This is a genomic window from Streptomyces sp., from assembly GCF_019510245.1.
Taxonomy (GTDB): domain Bacteria; phylum Actinomycetota; class Actinomycetes; order Streptomycetales; family Streptomycetaceae; genus Streptomyces.
Map to the genome: position 1 here is coordinate 1 of NZ_JAEKKT010000217.1, position 16,465 is coordinate 16,465.

A 16,465-nucleotide genomic window follows, 5' to 3' on the forward strand; every position below is an offset into this window, starting at 1 on the left:
TCCATCCGTGGACGCTGCACCCGTGGCCGCTTGGCACGCGAAATCTTCGACACATCACATCAACGACTACACCGACAACCGGACACCGCCCACACCTCGATCCAACCGGACGAGGCATGTGCGGAGGACGGGTCTAGACCTCGCACCCGAGCGCGGCCGCTGACGGGTGGTCATCGGCCGCGCCGGACGCGCCCGGTCCTCAGGAACCGTGTGCGAGCGTCATGGTGTCCCAGAACGAGCACTGGTGTTCGGCGGAGATCTGCTCATCGTCGATGAGGGCACTCCTGCCTCCCGCCCGCAGCGACAGCGTCAACCCCTTGCCGCCGTGGTGGGCGGGCCAGGCGGACTGCCGGGCGACGTGCGGCCGGCCGGTCTTCGTGAAGGCCCCCCAGTACCGTGTCATCTCGCGGGCCAGCCGGCGCTCGTCGGCGTTGAACAGCGGGGTGATCGGCGTGCCGTTGTCGAAGCTGGGCCAGATGTACGCGAGTTCCGCGGCGTGCCCGGCTCCCCAGACGTAACCGGGTATCTGCGTCAGGCCGGGCCCGGTACGGTGGTCGAACTCGTACGAATAGGTCGGGGTGTAGCGCTCCAAGGTCCGGACGAGCGAGCGTTGCCCGCACCCGCCGATCCCGCCGATCATGCCCGAGTCGGTCATGATCGCGCCGACGAGGTACGCCGCGGTGTACGCGTCGGACTTCTCGGGCCAGGGATAGCGGGCGAGGACCTGGTCGGCGCGGTCCCCGGCGACGCCCCGCACGAAGGCGAGGTAGGCCTCCTTGCCCGCCCCTGTGTAGCCCAGGGCGAAGGTGCGGCCCTCGTCACGGTTGGCGCCGACGACCAGCGGCACCCGGGCGAACCGCCCGCTGTCCACCGCCGCGCGCACGTTGACCGGGAACGTCGGCGTCCCGTCCACGAAGGCGGCCGAGAAGGTACGGCTCGCGTCGAGGAGCGAACCCGCCGAAGCAGACCGCAGACAGTCGAGGACGGCGGCCTGCTCGGTGGAGTCGCAGCCCGCCTGGCGGGCGAACGCCGTTCCGGCGGTCTCGGCCTGAGCCTGCGGCTCGCTGGGGCAGGAGCCGCTCTGGATCATGGCGCGGGCGAACAGACCGCGGGAGCCGGGCGACACCAGGTGCCCGCAGACGGACCAGCCGCCCGCCGACTCGCCGTCGATGGTGACCGCGGCGGGGTTCCCGCCGAAGGCCGCGATGTTCCGCTGCACCCAGCGCAGCGCGGCCTGCTGGTCCATGAAGCCGTAGTTGCCGGACTGCCCGCCCTCCTCGGTGAGGGCGGGCAGTCCGAGGAAGCCGAAGACGCCGAGCCGGTAGTTGAGCGAGACGCCGACGACACCCGTCTCCCGTACGAGCTTCGACTCGTCGTTCTGCGCGCCGCTGCCGTTGGTCAGGCCACCGCCGTGGATGAACACGTGCACGGGAAGGCGGGCGCCGGCCCGCACTCCCGCCGGCCGCCACACGTTGACGTCCAGACAGTCCTCGGTCTCGCTGCGCGGGCCGTTGCCGCTGGGCAGCACGGGGCAGGGGTTGCCGAAGGCGGTGGCTTCCCGGACGCCGGCCCAGCGCGCCGCGGGCCGCGGCGGTCTCCAGCGCAGAGAGCCGGTGGGGGACGTCGCGTAGGGGATGCCGAGGAACCGCTCGACGCCTTGGGAGACGGCGCCGCGCACGGCGCCCTTGTCCGTGGGCACCACGGTCGCCGCACTCACGGACGCCGTCACGGGCGCCGCCGCACTCACGGACGCCGTCACGGACGGCGCGGCGGACACCGTCGCGGGCAGCAGCCCGACGGCGGTCATGGACAGGATCAGCGCGCCGCCCAGGGCGGTGCGGATTCTGGTCGCAGTCATGGGGACCTCTCTGGGGGGATGCCGGCCGCGGCGGTGCGGCCGGCACGCGTGGTGGTACGGGGGAGGGGCAGGCCGGGCGGTCAGCGGGTGACGTGGACGCTGCCGTGCAGGGGGAGCGTCCGCGACGAGGAGCCGACCCACACGTCCCGCTTTCCGGTGCCGAGCACCCAGGCGTGGGAGGACGTGTTCCAGTACGCCAGCTGACGGGCGTCGACCCGGATGCGTACCGTCTTCGACTGACCCGCGCGCAGATGCACCTTCTGGTAGCCGCCGAGCGAGCGCACCGCCTGCGGCGCGGTGGTCCCCGGGCTCGCGCCGACGTAGACCTGGGCGACCTCGGCCCCGGCGCGGGTGCCCGTGTTCTGCAGGGTGAACGAGACGGTCAACGCGCCGTGACTCTGGCGTACCGCGAGGTCGCGATAGGCGAAGGAGGTGTACGACAGCCCGTAGCCGAAGGGGAAGAGCGGGGCTGCCCGCTCCTTGTCGTACCAGCGGTAGCCCACGTACACGCCCTCGGAGTAGTTCTCCTGGTCGTCCACTCCCGGGTACCTGAGCGGGTCACCGGCCAGCGGTGTCGCGGACTCGCTCGCGGGGAACGTCTGGGTGAGCTTGCCCGAGGGGTTCACGTCGCCGAAGAGCAGCCCGGCGGTGGCCTCGGCCCCGTTCTCCCCGGGGTAGTACATGTCGAGGACCGCCCTGACCTTGGACAGCCACGGCATGGTGATCGACGAACCGGTGTTGAGGACGACGACCGTGTTCGGGTTGGCGTCGGCGACGGCGGAGATCAGCCCGTCCTGGTCGGCCGGCAGGGAGAGGTTCTTGCGGTCGAAGCCCTCGGTGCCGTCGTCGTAGGCGAAGACGACGGGGGTCGTCACCTGGCGGGCCAGGGCCACCGCCTGCTGCCGGGCGGCCTGCGCGGCCTGCGGGGTGACCCAGTTCAGCCGGACCTTCGTCGGTCCGCCCTGGATCGCGAGGGCGCCGGCGGCGAGGCTGTGCGTGCCCGCCGTGAGGTGCACGGTGGCACTGCTGGAGCCCAGGAAGCCGGTGATGACACTGTTCCCGTCGATCTTCAGCAGGCCGTACGCGGCGGGGAGGTCGAAGACGAAGGAGTAGTCGCCGTCGGCCGGCACGGTGAGGGTGCCGCTGTAGTCGAAGGAGGCGTCCGGTGTGACGGGGATCGTGCCGTCCGCGTCGACCGGCAGGGCGGGGTTCAGGGCCGAGGCGGGGATGGGGACGCCGGTGTTGTCGCCGCCGGCCGCGTAGCGCACCGTGGTGTGCCGGCCGGCCCGCTCGGTGATGGTGTCCCGCGGTGAGGCCGCGGAGTCCGGTACGACGTTGGAACTGCCGCCGCCGGTGACCTTGGGTGTCCTCGCGGTCGGGCCGATGAGCCCGATGCTGGTGTCCTTGCCGGTCAGCGGAAGCGCCCCGCGGGTGTTCTTCAGCAGGACCGCCCCGGATTCGGCCACCTTCTGGGCGACTTTCGCGCCGCCTTTCGGATCGCGTGCGGGCCGATGGGCGGCCGCACCGTCGAGGAGACCGAATTTCGCCATCTGCTGCAGAATGCGCGCGACCGAATCATTCAGCTCCGAGACCGGAATGGTGCCGTCGGTTATCGCGGTCTTCAGCTCGTCGCCCAGGTAGACGCCGCTCGGCATCTCCTGGTCGAGGCCGTTCACGATGTCGGTCGTCGCGTGGGTCGCGCCCCAGTCCGACATGACCCAGCCCGTGAAGCCCCACTGCTCCTTGAGGATCGAGTCGAGAAGTTCGTCGCTGCCGCAGCCGTGGCTGCCGTTCACCGAGTTGTACGAGCACATCACCGCTCCGGCGCCGGACTTGACGGCGGCCTCGAAGGCGGGCAGTTCGATCTGACGCAGGGTCTGCTCGTCGACGTGGACGTTCACCCCCATCCGGTTGTCTTCCTGGTTGTTCTCCGCGTAGTGCTTGACGGTGGCGATCAGGCCCTGGCTCTGGACGCCCTCGACCTCGCCGGCCACCATGCGGGAGCTGAGCAGCGGGTCCTCGCTGAAGGTCTCGAAGTTCCGCCCCGCGTACGGCACCCGGATGGTGTTCGTCATGGGCGCGAGCAGGACGTCCTGGCCGAGCGCACGGCCGTCGCGCCCGACGGTCCGGCCGAACTCCCGGGCCAGCCCGTCGTCGAAGGACGAGGCGAGCGCGACCGGTGCCGGCATCGCGGTGGCGTGCTCGTTGACGCGGACGCCCGCCGGGCCGTCGGTGAGCCGCAGTTCGGGGATGCCGAGGCGGGGCACCCCCGGGATGTATCCGGCCTGCCCGAGCGCCCGGGGATCGGTGCCGCCATGAACGAAGGACAGCTTCTCGTCCAGCGTCATCCGGGCGACGAGGGCCGCGACACGGGCGGACACCTTGACCGTCACACCGGCGCTGCCCGCGCCCGAGGCGCCGGGAGCCACGGCCGTGCTCCCGGCCAGGAGCGCCGCGCTCACTCCCGCGATCAGCGCCGTACGGCGTAAACGGCCGCCGCGGCGTCGTACCGGTCTCCGATCGAGCTCCATGCGGACCCCTCACCACTGACGTGCGCGACGATTTATGTCTGTGCTGGACAGAATTCGAGTCAAAGCAGGTGGCTCTATAAAAGATCGAACGTTCAAGGAGGTTAAATTCGCACATTCGATGCGTCAACCCTCTGGAATTCCGCTCCTGCCGGACATAAATTGACGCCCGCACCAGGGAGGTGACACGTGTCTCCACGTGACGAGGTCCTGGCCCATGTCCGGCGGCACGGGAGCGCGTCGCGACCCGAACTCCAGACGGCGCTCGGCATGAGCCGTCCGGTCGTCGCGGCCGTCGTCCGCGGGCTCCTCGCCGAGGAACTGCTGACCGAGCACCGAGGGGAGAACACGGGGGGCCGTGGGCGCCCCGGCCGACGCCTTCGGCCGCGCTATCCGGCGGGCGCGGTCGTCGGAGTGGACGTCAGCCACCGGCACCTCACCGTCGCAGCGGCCACCCTCGACCTGGCCGTCCGGACCGAGCGGCGGGTGGCGATCGACGTGGACGGGCGGCCGACCGCGGCCCTGGACATCACGGCCGACACGATCCGGCAGACGGTCGAGGAGGTCCGGCCCACGGTCGACGGGCCGGTGAGCGCGTGTGTCGTCGGCATACCGGGGCCGCTGGACATGAGCAAACGGGCGGTCGCCTCGCCCACCATCCTGTCCAGCTGGTCCGGGCTCGACCTGGCGGCCGAGCTGGGCTCCCGTACGGGACTGATGGTCTCCCTCGACAACGACGCGAATCTCGGAGCCCTCGCCGAACACCGGCACGGTGCCACCGGCAACCGGGGCAACCTCATCTACGTCAAGGCGTCCGACGGCATCGGGGCGGGCCTCATCGTCCACGGGGTCCCGGTCAGCGGCAGCTTCGGGGCCGCGGGCGAGATCGGGCACACCCAGGTGATCCCGGACGGAGACTGGTGCCGGTGCGGCAACCGCGGCTGCCTGGAGACCATCGTCTCGGTCCGCCAGGTGCTCCAGCAGGTCCAGCACTTCTACCCGGGCGACAGCGACCTGCGGTCCCGGCTGCCGGAGATCGCCCGCCACCCGGTGGCCCGGAAGATCTTCGCCGAATCCGGCCGTACCCTCGGCCGCGTCCTGGCCAACCTGTGCGCACTGCTCGACCCCGCGGCCGTCGTCATCGGCGGCGAGATGAGCCAGGCGGGCGAGGCGTTCGTCGACGGCGTCCGCGACTCGATCGAACGGCTTGCCCAACCGGGCTTCGACAGCCGCGTCCTGGTCGCCGCGTCCGCCCTCGGCACCCGCGCCGAGCTGATCGGGAGCCTCACGCTCGCCCGGGACATCGCCCTGCGGGGCGGAACCCGGCCGGCCCGGGGCTGATCAGCGGACCCACCGCCCGGTGTCCGGGACCGGCTCCGCACGCCGGACCGGCGCTCGTGATCGTCGCCGACCGTGCCGGTGGCTCCGCCTGCGGAGACGATCGGAGCCCGCCGTACCATCGAAGAGCGCTCGACACGTTTCGCGGCGTGGTCACACGCCCACGCGTCGCCCCCGCGACGCGATCAGCGGCGCGGTCACCGACGCAATCGGCCCGGGCCGGAAGCTGATACCAGGGACAGGCAGGATGAGCGAGCAGAGCAACCCCACCGCCACGACGGACTCGTCGGCCAAGGCGTTCTCGCCGGACGGTCCCACGCTGCGCCGCCGCCGACGACGGGCGGTAGGGCAACTTGCCCTGTGCGTGCTCGTGCTCGTCCCCTGGACCGTCTACCTGGCCGTCTCGTTGCCCGATCGCTTCGAGGCCCGGTACTGGCCCATGGTGTGGGTGGGCTTCGACGTCATGCTGCTCGTGTCGCTGGCCGGTGCCGGGCTGGCGGTCTGGCTGAAACGGCAGGCCCTGATTCCGCTGTCCTTCGTGGCGGCCACGCTCCTGGTCTGCGATGCCTGGTTCGACGTCTCCCTGAGCTGGGGGCGAGGCGACGTGTGGGGAAGCACAGCCTCGGCCGTGCTGGTAGAGCTGCCGCTCGCCTTCTTGCTCGTCATGCGCGCACGCCGGGTGCTCAAGATCTCGGCCCGGCTGGCCTGGCAGCGACTCGGGCTGGAAGGCGAACCCCCACCGCTGTACAAGATGCCGCTGTTCGTCACCCTGGCGACCTCGAGCAGCGGCCGATCGGACGTCAAGGAAGCCAAGGGCGCCTGACGGCCCCGGGACCGGCACCCGGCCTCCGCGGACACCACTTCCGGTGCAGGAGGCTTCGCCGTGCAGCGGGAGCGGAAACCTGTCGTGGTCGGGACCCAGTCCGCCGACCGCGCGGCTACGCTGGCTCCGGAGGTGCCAAGTGGCCGAGACGCAGCGGAAGTTGGGCGAGGTGCAGGAAGGCCCGTGCCGTCCAGATGTTCGAGTCCTGGGGGCTGGCCGGCCTGGTGCTGGACGGGCCGCCGCACGACGGCATCCTGGAGTTCCGGGTGGACGGCGTGAGCCACCTCGTCGACGACAGCGGCGGTGGGGAGGGCCCCGGGGCGCGACTGTGTCCCCAGCAGGTGCTCGTGCACCGGCTCACCGCCGCCCACCTCGCCGACGGCGGCGACCTGCGCTACGAGGCGGCCGACGTCACCCTGCACGACCTGACGGGGGAGCGCCCCGTGGTCCGCTACCGCGACGCCGACGGCACCCCGCACGCGATCACCTGCGCGTTCGTCGCCGGCTGCGACGGTGACCACGGCGTCACCGGCACCGCCGTCCCCGTCGGCCACCTCACCGCCCACACCTTCGACCACGGCATCGGCTGGCTCACCGTCCTCGCCGACGCGCCGCCCCCGCCCACCCCCTGCTCGCCGTCAGCGCGCAGGGCTTCGCCGCGCACTTCCCCCGGGGCCCGCACAGCAGCCGCTACTACCTCCAGTGCCCGCCCGGCGACCTGCCCGGCGCGTGGCCCGACGGCCGGGTCTGGGACGCGCTGCGCACCCGGCTCGCCGACCCCGCCCTGACCGCGGGCCCGATCACCGACCGCGAGACCTTCCGGCTGCGCTCTCTCGTGACCGACCCCATGCAGTACGGCCGGCTGTTCCTCGTCGGGGACGCCGCCCACATCCTGTCCCCCATGGGCGGCAAGGGCATGAACCTCGCCCTGTACGACGCGGACCTCTTCGCCCGCGCCGTCCGCGACCACGTCCGCGCCGGGGACGACACCGCACTGCGGACCTACTCCGAGCGTTGCCTGCGGCGCGTCTGGAGTGACCAGGAGTTCTCCCACTGGCTGACCCGGACGGTCCACGACGCCGGCGACAGCACCGGCTGCGGCCCCTTCCTGAACCGTCTGGCCCGAGCCCGCCTTGACCGGCTCTTCACCTCCCCGGCGGCCGTGCGGGCCTTCGCGGAACTGATGGCCGGCCTCGACCCGGCCGAGGAGCGCCCCGCCCCCATCGGCCGCTGACCACACACCTGCCGCACGGCCTTTTTGCGCGCTTACCCCATTCATCCCTCGGGTCAAGTCACGACCCCTCGGAACGTGACCGTGTGATGTGCGTGGGGCCTACTTGAAGTGCGGGCCTCACCGGAAACGAAATCCGGAAAAACAAATGGGGCAGAACGGTGGGACTCACATCCGCACCGGAATTTCCCGGGCAGGCAGAAAACCCCCGTTTATCGTCAGGAGAGAACTCATGAACCGTATTTTTCGCACCAGCAGCAGGAGCACTTCCGGGCGTCGGCGCCTCGGTCTCCCGGCGCTCGCGGCCTCGGCCGCCCTGGCCGCCGGTGTCGCGGCCGGCGCGCTGACACCGGCCGCGACGGCGGCGCCGGTACCGCAGAGCCGTATGTAACCCCGCCAGGGTCGCGTGCGGCATATCGAGCGAGCGCCCCGGATCGCCAACGGGGATGCGTGACAGCGAATCCTGGCCGCCTGCGTCGGCGGCCACCCACCGGTCTCAGCTACGACGGCCCACACGATGGGCCAGATACCGATCGAAGATTTCCTGGCTTTCGGGGGTGAAAGTCCACTGGTGCAGAGTCCGCCGCAGCTCGGACTCCGTCAGCCACCCGTACCAGGCCACCTCTGCCAGATCGGGGGCGACGACCTGCGGAACCATGGCATCGCACACCCCAAGCCAATGAGGGCTGAGCCCGCCACGGTTGAGGAACTTGAACCGAAGGCATATCGACGCCCGCACTCCCAACTCCTCGCGGAGCTCCCGAGCAGCTGCCTCCTCATAGGACTCGCCGACGCCTGCAGCGCCCCCGACCCCGAGTTCGTAGTGCCCTGGGAAACGCGACAGCTGCTCGGCACGCCGATGGACGAGAAAGTGGCCTCGCCCATCACGGCACACCACTACGGCAACTCGGTGCAGCCAACCCTCCTGAACGGCGTCCCGCCGACTCACCGCCCCCAGCACACGGTCCTGATCGTCAACGCGTTCCACGAGTTCATCCACGACGCACACGATCGCAGAACCCACTGACACCCGCCCGGAGTCCCGGACCGTCACGCCGCCAGTAGCCCTCGGACCGACCTCATCTCATCGAACAAAAGGCGACGCCCCTGTCCGGCAGGACGATCACCGGACTCGGGCCACGGCAGTGCTGCGGTCTCAGCAGTCCAGGCAGTACGGACCTGTAGGAGCCTTCGGAAAGTCGTCTCGCCCGTCCAGCCAACCGCAGAGCGGTTCGGCCAGGGTGAGGTTTTCGGGGAACAGAGCGTATCCGTGTTCAGGGCATCTGGCGTTGGGATCCCAACCCCACATGCGGCCTTCTGAGGTGCTGTAGTCGACGAGAGACCATATCGCACAGCCCCACGTCAGGAGCGGTACAACAGAAGCCGGGCAGGCGGGGGTTCCGCGCCGGCCTCATCCTGCTCCCGGATCCTAGGGATGATCTCGTCGTCGGTCATGCCGACAGTCGTAGCAGCTGCCACCGACAGCTTCCGGGCTGTCCGGTGCAGCCGACTGCAGCCACCGTTGAGCATCGGAGTTCGTGTGAGGTAACGACAAGCCGGTGCCCTGCAGGCCACAGCATGGCTCCCGCCCCCGGAAGGAAGTTTTCGACGGTCTGGCGCGGCGCTTGGCGGGCCGGTTCGCGCGGGTCGAACCGCGTCGATGCGATCATTCGGGCCGCCGGTTCCCGTTTGGTCGTTGAAGAAGGTGTCCTCCACACTCCTGCGGACCGCCTGGCGGCGCCGGTGTACTGGCGCCGAACCAGCACCGTGGAGGTCCCTTTCTTCAGATCGCGGGTCTCGTCCACCTCAAAGCCCGCCTCGTCGTCACGAAGGTTTCCCACGACCCAGGCGCGAATGTCGTTCCGCCGGGCGTCCGCGCAATGGCTGCACAGTCAGGAACCGAGCTGCTGCAGCGCGCGTCTCCCGCACCATGATCTCCAACGAGCACGAAGAGCACTCGAGCTCCACCGGGCGCACCTTGCCGTCCGCGGTGTCTGTGGATCCGCCGCAGGTCAACGACTACGACAGCTTCGCCGAGGCCTATACGGCAGAGAACGAAACCAACCTCATCAACGCCTATTACGAGCGGCCCGCGATGCTGGCACTCGCCGGAGACGTGGCCGGTCGGCGGATCCTCGACGCCGGCTGCGGTTCGGGGCCCCTGTTCGCGGCGCTGCGCGACCGTGGCGCCGTCGTGAGCGGCTTCGATGCGAGTGCCGGGATGCTGGAGCTGGCCCGGCGGCGGCTCGGCGACGCTGACCTGCGGGTGGCGGACCTGGGCAGCCCGCTTCCCTATGCTGATGACACGTTCGACGATGTGGTCGCCTCCCTGGTACTGCACTACCTTCAGGACTGGGGGCCGGCGCTTGCCGAGCTGCGCCGCGTGCTCAAGCCCGGCGGTCGGCTCATCGCGTCCGTCGACCATCCCTTCGCCATCAACCTCATGCACCGGCAGGCCGGCCGCGAAGCCGAGTACAAGTACTTCGACACCACCAACTGGACCGAAGAGTGGACCATGGGCGGCCAGACTGCGCTGATGAGTCTCTGGCACAGGCCCCTGCACGCGATGATCGAGGCTTTCACCGGGGCGGGTTTCCGGATCACGGTCATCAGCGAGCCTGAGCCCGATCCAGCGGCCCGCGAGCTGTTCCCCGAAGTCATCGCGGCCAAGCCGCGTTTCCTGTGCTTCCTGTTCTTCGTCCTGCAGGCCGACTAGCAACCGGCACAGGTCGGTCGCCCACCGACAGCATTCTCGACATCGTCGGGCTACCGGCGGGAATCGCGGAGCGGTGGCCGGACGGGCGCGGGCTGGGATCACGCCGTCGGCTCGGACCTCGGCAACGGACGTACGCACTTATGCCCAACGTCGGGTTGCCCGCGCCTCCGCCACACCCCACGCCTCTGCCACACCTCGCGCCTCCGTCACCCCCCGGGCGACCGCCCGACAACCTGACGGGCGCCGCGCTCAGGCGCCCGCTGGTTCCGGGTCGGCCACCTTCTTCGGCGCGCGGGCGGCCGGGGTGGCGAAGGCGGCCGCGACCACCAGGACGAGCACCGGGATCAGGGCGTGCCGCAGCCCGAAGTGCTCACCGAGGTAGCCGAGGGAGGGCGGGCCCACCAGGAAGGCGACGTAGCCGACGGTCGCGGCGAGCGCGACGCGGGCGGCCGAGTCGGCGCCCGAATCACCCGCCGCGGAGAGCGCCACGGGAAACCCGAGTGACGCCCCGAGGCCCCACAGGACGGCGGCGGCAGCCGCGACCGCCTGGTTGTCGACGAAAATCACGAGGGCCAGTCCGGCGGCCCCGACGACCGCGCTCCCGCACAGCGCCGCCGCCCGCCCGAACCGGTCGACGAACCGTCCGCCGACGAAGCGGCCCACGGTCATCGCGGCGGCGAAGACCGCGTACACGGCGGAGCCCAGCGCGGCGTCGAAGCCGTGCCCGTCCACCATGACCAGGGGGAGCCAGTCGTTCGCCGTGCCCTCGGCCATGGCGAGCGCGAGGATGACGCAGCCGATGAGCAGCAGTGCGGGATCCTTCCAGACCGCGGCGCGCGGCGCGCCCGGTGCGCGGCGTCCGGCGGCGGTCTGCCGGCCCACCTCGGCGGGGACGCGCCGGATGACCAGGGCGAGCGCGCCCAGCACCACCGCGGCCACGACGAGCAGATGGACCAGGACCGGGAAGTCGACCGCCGTCAGGCACATGCCGGCGACCGCGCCGAGCACGGTGCCGAGACTGAAGAAGCCGTGCATGGCGGGCAGCGTGGAGCGGCCGAGCAGCCGTTCCACTTCGGCGCCCTCGACGTTGAGGGCCACCTCGCCGCCGCCCATGCCGAGACCGAACAGCCCGAGGCCCAGCGCGACACAGGCCCCCGAACCGACGGCGGCGCCCACTCCGACCACCGCGGCACCGGCGGCGACGGCCGACGTGCCGGCCAGGATGACGAGCCGGGCACCCCAGCGCGCCACGACCGTGCCCGAGCACAGGATGCCGAGCATCGAGCCGACCGAGAGCCCGAACAGGATCAGGCCCATCTGCGCCGTGGAGGCGCCGAGCAGGTCGCGCACGTCCGGGGTGCGGGTGACCCAGGAGGAGATGGTCAGCCCGGGCGCGAAGAAGAGGACGAAGACGGCAGTGCGACGCCGGGCGAGGTCAGAGGTCATGGGCGGTGGCTCCAGCGGGGTACGTACAGAAGTCTGTACGACCGTACACACTAACCTGTACGTCTGTACACACTCGGCGCTGGGCAACCCATGGCACATTGAGGGCGTGAGCGGCACACGACGCGAGATCCCGAACGATCCCGGACGCAAGGAGCGGATCCTCGATGCAGCCCTGGACGTGATCGCCGAGAGCGGCGTACACCGGACCACCCACCGGAAGATCGCGGCGCGGGCGGAGGTCCCCCTGGGCTCGCTCACCTACTACTTCGACGGCATGGCGGACCTCCTCGCCCAGGCATTCGCCCGGCTGTCGGACACCATGTCCCAGCTCTACCGGCGGACGCTGGAGTCCGCCGCCTCCACGGCAGAGGCCGAGGCGGCGGTCGTCGAGCTGATCTGCGGTCCGGCCTACGCCACGGAACGCGACATGACCCTCATCTTCGAGATGTACGCCTACGCCAACCACAACGAGGCGGTCTCCGTCACCACCCGCACCTGGCTCGAACGCAGCAGGGACAGCCTCGCCCTGCACTTCACGCCCGGAGTGTCCCGCGCACTCGACGCGCTGATCGAGGGCTGGCCGATGCACCGGGCGTTCGCCGACGCACCGCTGGACCGCCGCCTGGTCACCGAAACGGTCCGCGCGATCGTCGCCGCCGACCCACGCCTGTCCACGGACGCCACCTGAACCGCACCGACATCCGCTTCCTCGCTCCACGGCAGTTCACGGACCCCCGGACAGGCGGGGGAGTCCACGATCCAGCGTGACCGAACGCCGAGCCGCCCTGTCGCCCGATCAGGCCACCGTCCGCTGGACGTAGGGCACGAGCCGGACCGGGCCGAGGAGACCGTACGCCTGGCGTGTCGCCGTCCCGAAGACCGCGGGGTTGCTGACCCGCAGCCGGTTGAACAGCGGGGTGGCGACCTCGACTTCGACCGTGTTCGTGCCCGGGCGGAGCAGGCCGCCGAGGTCCACCTCGGGGTTGAGGCGGTCTATGGGCCCGACCCGGGTGCCGTTGACGGTCACCCGGCAGGTGTCGGCGACGCTGCCGAGCCGCAGCACGGCCCCCGTCGAGGAGGTCCAGTTCGCCGGCAGGGTGACGGTCGTCCGGTAACGGCCGATGCCGCCGACGTCGGCCAGCTCCGGGATCTGCGACCAGGGCAGCAGCGCGTCGAGGGCGACGGTGTGCCCGACGACGTCGATGCTGGTGGCGTCGGCGCCGGGCCGCCAGTCGTCGACGGTGAGCGTCCACCGGTCGAGGGTGACGGGGTCGGGCACCTCGGGTATCTCCGCGGTGACCGTGCGGCCGTTCGACAGGGTGGTGGCGTACGTACCTGCCGTCGCCGCGCGCACGGCCGGCGAACCGTTCGCGAACAGCACGCTGTCCGCCTCGGTCGCCACCGCGTGCGGACGGGCCCCGCTGCGGTCCCCGAACGCGGCGGGCCGCGCCAGCGCGACGACGAGCGTCTCACCGGGCTGGAGCGCCACCCGGAACGTGAACGCGTCCCCGTCCTGGGTGTACTCGGCGAGCCGGGTGACCCGCCCGGTCCAGGGATCCAGCAGGTAGGGGACGGTACCGGAACCGGCGCGCCGGGTGCTGTGCACCGTCACGTCGTGGTCGACGGCGGCCACCGGCGGCTTGACGGTCTCGGCGTGCTTGCCGTTGCAGAAGTAGTAGAGGTCGGCGTCGTCGGTCGCCCGGTGCGCGTTGAGAAGGGTCGAGGACGCGCCGTAGGCGACGTCGGGCGTCACGCCGAGGTCCGCGAAGGCCGCGCCGACCAGGGTCTTGTCGGTGACCTTGCGGACGTTCGGGAGGGCGAGCAACTGGGCGGTGAGCGCACGCAGTTCCGCGGTCTCGGTGTCGTCGGTCAGGCCCGGGGCGAGGGCCTGGTCGAAGGCGCCGAGCAGTACGGTGGGCAGCCCGGCCCGGGCGAACGCGAGCAGCCTGCGGGCGTCGGCTACGGCCAGCGTCGGGTTGGAACCGTAGAAGAAGTCGCCTTCGAGGAACAGCGCCTTGTAGGCGGGCCCGTCCGGCGCGAGCCGCTTTCCGGACACCCGGGCCGAGGGCAGGTCGAGCAGCGGCCCGCTGAGGAACTGGTGGGTCCAGCCGAGCGGGACGCCGGTGGAGGTGAGCCAGGACGCTCCGATGCCGGTGGCGCTGTAGCCGGTCTGCCGGAAGACGGCGACGTCGGCGCGGACGGTGCCGGACTGGAGCACCTGGTGCACCCGCCCGAGGTAGCCGGCGATGTCCGGGACGTGCTGCCAGGTGGGTTGGCGCGGCCCCCAGGACTCGCCGTACCCCACCGTTCCGTTGTAGGGGCTGAACGCGGCGAACCCGGGCCAGGCGACCCCCGGCGCGGTGGCGTAGGAGAATCCGTGGATCACGGTCTGGTTGACGCCCGCCGCGTACGCGCCGCCCATGGTGCGCAGGAACTTGTCCCAGGTCGTGTTGTAGGCGCCGCCCGCGTAGGCGCCCGCCTCGCAGGACAGGACGCGGTGTCCGGCCATGTCGCGGCCGCCGGCGAGGCAGCGGTAGTCGTCCAGGTTCTTGAAGCCGAGCGACTCGCCCTCGGGGATGTCGAGGACCGCCGCCGAGGCGATGGCGTCCGTCTGGAGCCCGTACGGCTGCGAGCGCAACTGCATGCCGTGGCCGTGCGCCCAGTCCCGCAGTGCCCCGAGATGGTGCTCGTTGAACAGGTTCGACACGGTCTCCCAGAAGTCGTGCCGGATCTCCTGGGTGAGCCGGGCCTCGAAGGCGAAGACCTGGTTGCCGTTGTCAAGGACGACGGCCGGCAGGTACGGCAGCAGGTCCCGCCCGGTGTGCCCGCGGAACGCGTCCGGCAGCGCGGGCGTCCACTGCAGCCCCTTGGTCTCCAGCTCGACGGAGTCCTCGAAGAAGGCGCCGCCCGCCGACCGGAGCAGTCCGCGCAGCCCGGCGTCGAGGATCTCGCGGTCCCAGTAGCGTGTGACGGCCGCGGTACCGGCCGCGCTGAAGTGGTCGACGACGTAGGCGGCGGGGGAGGAGTGCGGGCCCGCCTCGGGCTGCTGTCCCGAACCCCGCTGCCAGTACGCCAGGATCACCCAGGTCGCCGAGTCCGGCGGGGTCCAGGTCAGCCTGCCCTCGGACACCCGGGAGGTCAGGTCGGTGACGCTGCCGGCATCCAGGCCGGTCGCCTTTCCGCTGGAGTAGGCGGTGTCGACCCGGGCGGCCTGAACCGCGAACAACTGCTGCACGGTGACTTGGGAAGCGGCCGCGTGGACCGGGGCCGGCACCGGTCCGTCGTACCCGGCACCGGCCGTCAACGTGACCTTGCCGTAGACGAGTTCCTTGACCGCCGCGTCGTCGTCGGGGGTGACACCCGGTACGGCGACGGGCCAGCTCGGGCCGAGGGTGAGGTCGACGGTCAGTCCGCGCCGGGCCGCCTGGCGCAGCGCGGCCTTCACACCGTCGCGCCAGGGGGTGCTGCCCCAGCCGTGATGCGCGGTGTCCAGCACGGAGGTGTCGGCGATGCTGTGGTGCACGGCCGCGATCTCGGCCCCGCCGAACCCCGCATCCGCCATCTGGTCGATCTCCCGCGCGATCTCGGCAGGATCGACCAGCCCGTCCGGCCACCACCAGCGGAACTTCGGCCGAACGGCCCTGGCGGGCTTTGCGAACCAGTCGGCGGCGGGTCCGGCCCCGGTGGAGAGGGCACCACCGGGTGCGGCGAAGGCACCGGCCGCGGGCCCGAGCGCGGCGAGGGCACCGGCCGACAGGCCGGCCGCGAGCACCGACCGGCGGGTCGCCCCACCGCGCTGAGAGGAGGATTCGTGCATGGTTCAACCCCAAGTGGTCCCAAGGGCGGTCACGGACAGACGGTGTATTGAATCGTTTCAATCAAGGTGAGCGCGGGAACGTTAATCCGGTCCATGAACCGAGGTCAAGAGATGTGACAACGATTCAACGAGGCGAAGGCCGCCGAGGGTTGCCGGCACCTCCCGTGCCGCGGCCCGGAGCCGGCGCCCGTCAGGCCACCTGGCCGACGTGCAGCGCGGTGTAGGCGCCGCCCCGGCGCAGCAGTTCCTCGTGCGTGCCGATCTCGCGGATACGGCCGTCGCCCATCACCACGATGCGGTCGGCACCGTGCACGGTGGACAGCCGGTGGGCCACCACGAACGTCGTACGGCCGTGCAGCAGGCGGGCCAGCGCCTGCTGCACCAGCGCCTCGGAGCGGGTGTCCAGCGCGGAGGTGGCCTCGTCCAGCACCAGGACGCGCGGGTCCCGGATCAACGCCCTCGCGATGGCGAGGCGTTGGCGCTGGCCGCCGGAGAGCCGGGCGCCGCGCTCGCCGACCACGGTGTCCAGGCCGAGCGGCAACTGGTCCACGAATTCCAGGGCGTTGGCGTCCCTGAGTGCGGCGCGCACCGCCTCCTCGTCGGCTTCGTCCTCCATGCCGTAGGCGACGTTCTCGCGGACCGTGCCGTCGAAGAGGATCGACTCCTGCGGCACGACCGAGACGAACTGCCGGTAGGTGCGCAGGCTGG

General features: G+C 71.2%; 10 protein-coding genes and 2 pseudogenes. 6 read left to right on the forward strand and 6 right to left on the reverse strand.

Features of this window, described 5'->3' with window-relative positions; translation table 11 throughout:
- Window positions 1–199: 199 nt before the first annotated feature.
- A complete protein-coding gene (locus tag JF597_RS43445; RefSeq protein ID WP_294009756.1) occupies window positions 200–1,858 on the reverse strand; it encodes a carboxylesterase family protein in 1,659 nt (552 codons plus the stop codon).
- Between the two features lie 80 nt (window positions 1,859–1,938).
- The gene (locus tag JF597_RS43450) at window positions 1,939–4,389 is read right to left on the reverse strand and encodes a glycoside hydrolase family 3 C-terminal domain-containing protein (protein ID WP_294009759.1); all 2,451 of its coding nucleotides are present in this window, start codon (window positions 4,387–4,389) and stop codon (window positions 1,939–1,941) included.
- A 186-nt stretch (window positions 4,390–4,575) separates the two neighbouring features.
- Here JF597_RS43450 and JF597_RS43455 point away from each other — a divergent pair, with 186 nt between their 5' ends.
- From JF597_RS43455 to JF597_RS43470, 4 genes and pseudogenes are all read left to right on the forward strand, one after another.
- Complete coding sequence (locus JF597_RS43455) at window positions 4,576–5,727, forward strand: ROK family protein (RefSeq protein ID WP_294009761.1); 1,152 nt, start codon at window positions 4,576–4,578, stop codon at window positions 5,725–5,727.
- 244 nt (window positions 5,728–5,971) lie between these two features.
- Window positions 5,972–6,547: a hypothetical protein gene (locus JF597_RS43460; protein WP_294009763.1), complete on the forward strand. Its 576-nt coding sequence runs from the start codon at window positions 5,972–5,974 to the stop codon at window positions 6,545–6,547.
- A 194-nt stretch (window positions 6,548–6,741) separates the two neighbouring features.
- Window positions 6,742–7,781, forward strand: a pseudogene (locus tag JF597_RS43465) (FAD-dependent monooxygenase).
- 229 nt (window positions 7,782–8,010) lie between these two features.
- Window positions 8,011–8,169: a hypothetical protein gene (locus tag JF597_RS43470; protein WP_294009766.1), complete on the forward strand. Its 159-nt coding sequence runs from the start codon at window positions 8,011–8,013 to the stop codon at window positions 8,167–8,169.
- Between the two features lie 105 nt (window positions 8,170–8,274).
- On the opposite strand, the gene JF597_RS43475 is transcribed toward JF597_RS43470, so the two are convergent.
- A complete protein-coding gene (locus JF597_RS43475; RefSeq protein ID WP_294009835.1) occupies window positions 8,275–8,766 on the reverse strand; it encodes an NUDIX domain-containing protein in 492 nt (163 codons plus the stop codon).
- Window positions 8,767–9,708: 942 nt separating this feature from the next.
- Between JF597_RS43475 and JF597_RS43480 the strand changes: the two genes are divergently transcribed.
- A complete protein-coding gene (locus JF597_RS43480) occupies window positions 9,709–10,494 on the forward strand; it encodes a class I SAM-dependent methyltransferase (protein WP_294009768.1) in 786 nt (261 codons plus the stop codon).
- Between the two features lie 249 nt (window positions 10,495–10,743).
- Here the strand turns inward: JF597_RS43480 and JF597_RS43485 are convergent, their stop codons facing one another.
- The gene (locus JF597_RS43485; RefSeq protein WP_294009772.1) at window positions 10,744–11,940 is read right to left on the reverse strand and encodes an MFS transporter; all 1,197 of its coding nucleotides are present in this window, start codon (window positions 11,938–11,940) and stop codon (window positions 10,744–10,746) included.
- A gap of 106 nt (window positions 11,941–12,046) precedes the next feature.
- Here JF597_RS43485 and JF597_RS43490 point away from each other — a divergent pair, with 106 nt between their 5' ends.
- Complete coding sequence (locus JF597_RS43490) at window positions 12,047–12,628, forward strand: TetR family transcriptional regulator (protein WP_294009775.1); 582 nt, start codon at window positions 12,047–12,049, stop codon at window positions 12,626–12,628.
- A 108-nt stretch (window positions 12,629–12,736) separates the two neighbouring features.
- Here the strand turns inward: JF597_RS43490 and JF597_RS43495 are convergent, their stop codons facing one another.
- Complete coding sequence (locus tag JF597_RS43495) at window positions 12,737–15,757, reverse strand: glycosyl hydrolase (protein WP_294009778.1); 3,021 nt, start codon at window positions 15,755–15,757, stop codon at window positions 12,737–12,739.
- A gap of 190 nt (window positions 15,758–15,947) precedes the next feature.
- Window positions 15,948–16,460 (reverse strand): annotated as a pseudogene (locus JF597_RS43500) (ATP-binding cassette domain-containing protein); the annotation flags it as partial.
- Window positions 16,461–16,465 lie beyond the last annotated feature (5 nt).

Bases quoted from the DNA above. Each gene is read 5' to 3' on its own strand.
- JF597_RS43445 (WP_294009756.1), bottom strand. From the start codon at position 1,858: ATGACTGCGACCAGAATCCGCACCGCCCTGGGCGGCGCGCTGATCCTG.
- JF597_RS43450 (WP_294009759.1), bottom strand. From the start codon at position 4,389: ATGGAGCTCGATCGGAGACCGGTACGACGCCGCGGCGGCCGTTTACGC.
- JF597_RS43460 (WP_294009763.1), top strand. From the start codon at position 5,972: ATGAGCGAGCAGAGCAACCCCACCGCCACGACGGACTCGTCGGCCAAG.
- JF597_RS43470 (WP_294009766.1), top strand. From the start codon at position 8,011: ATGAACCGTATTTTTCGCACCAGCAGCAGGAGCACTTCCGGGCGTCGG.
- JF597_RS43480 (WP_294009768.1), top strand. From the start codon at position 9,709: ATGATCTCCAACGAGCACGAAGAGCACTCGAGCTCCACCGGGCGCACC.
- JF597_RS43485 (WP_294009772.1), bottom strand. From the start codon at position 11,940: ATGACCTCTGACCTCGCCCGGCGTCGCACTGCCGTCTTCGTCCTCTTC.
- JF597_RS43495 (WP_294009778.1), bottom strand. From the start codon at position 15,757: ATGCACGAATCCTCCTCTCAGCGCGGTGGGGCGACCCGCCGGTCGGTG.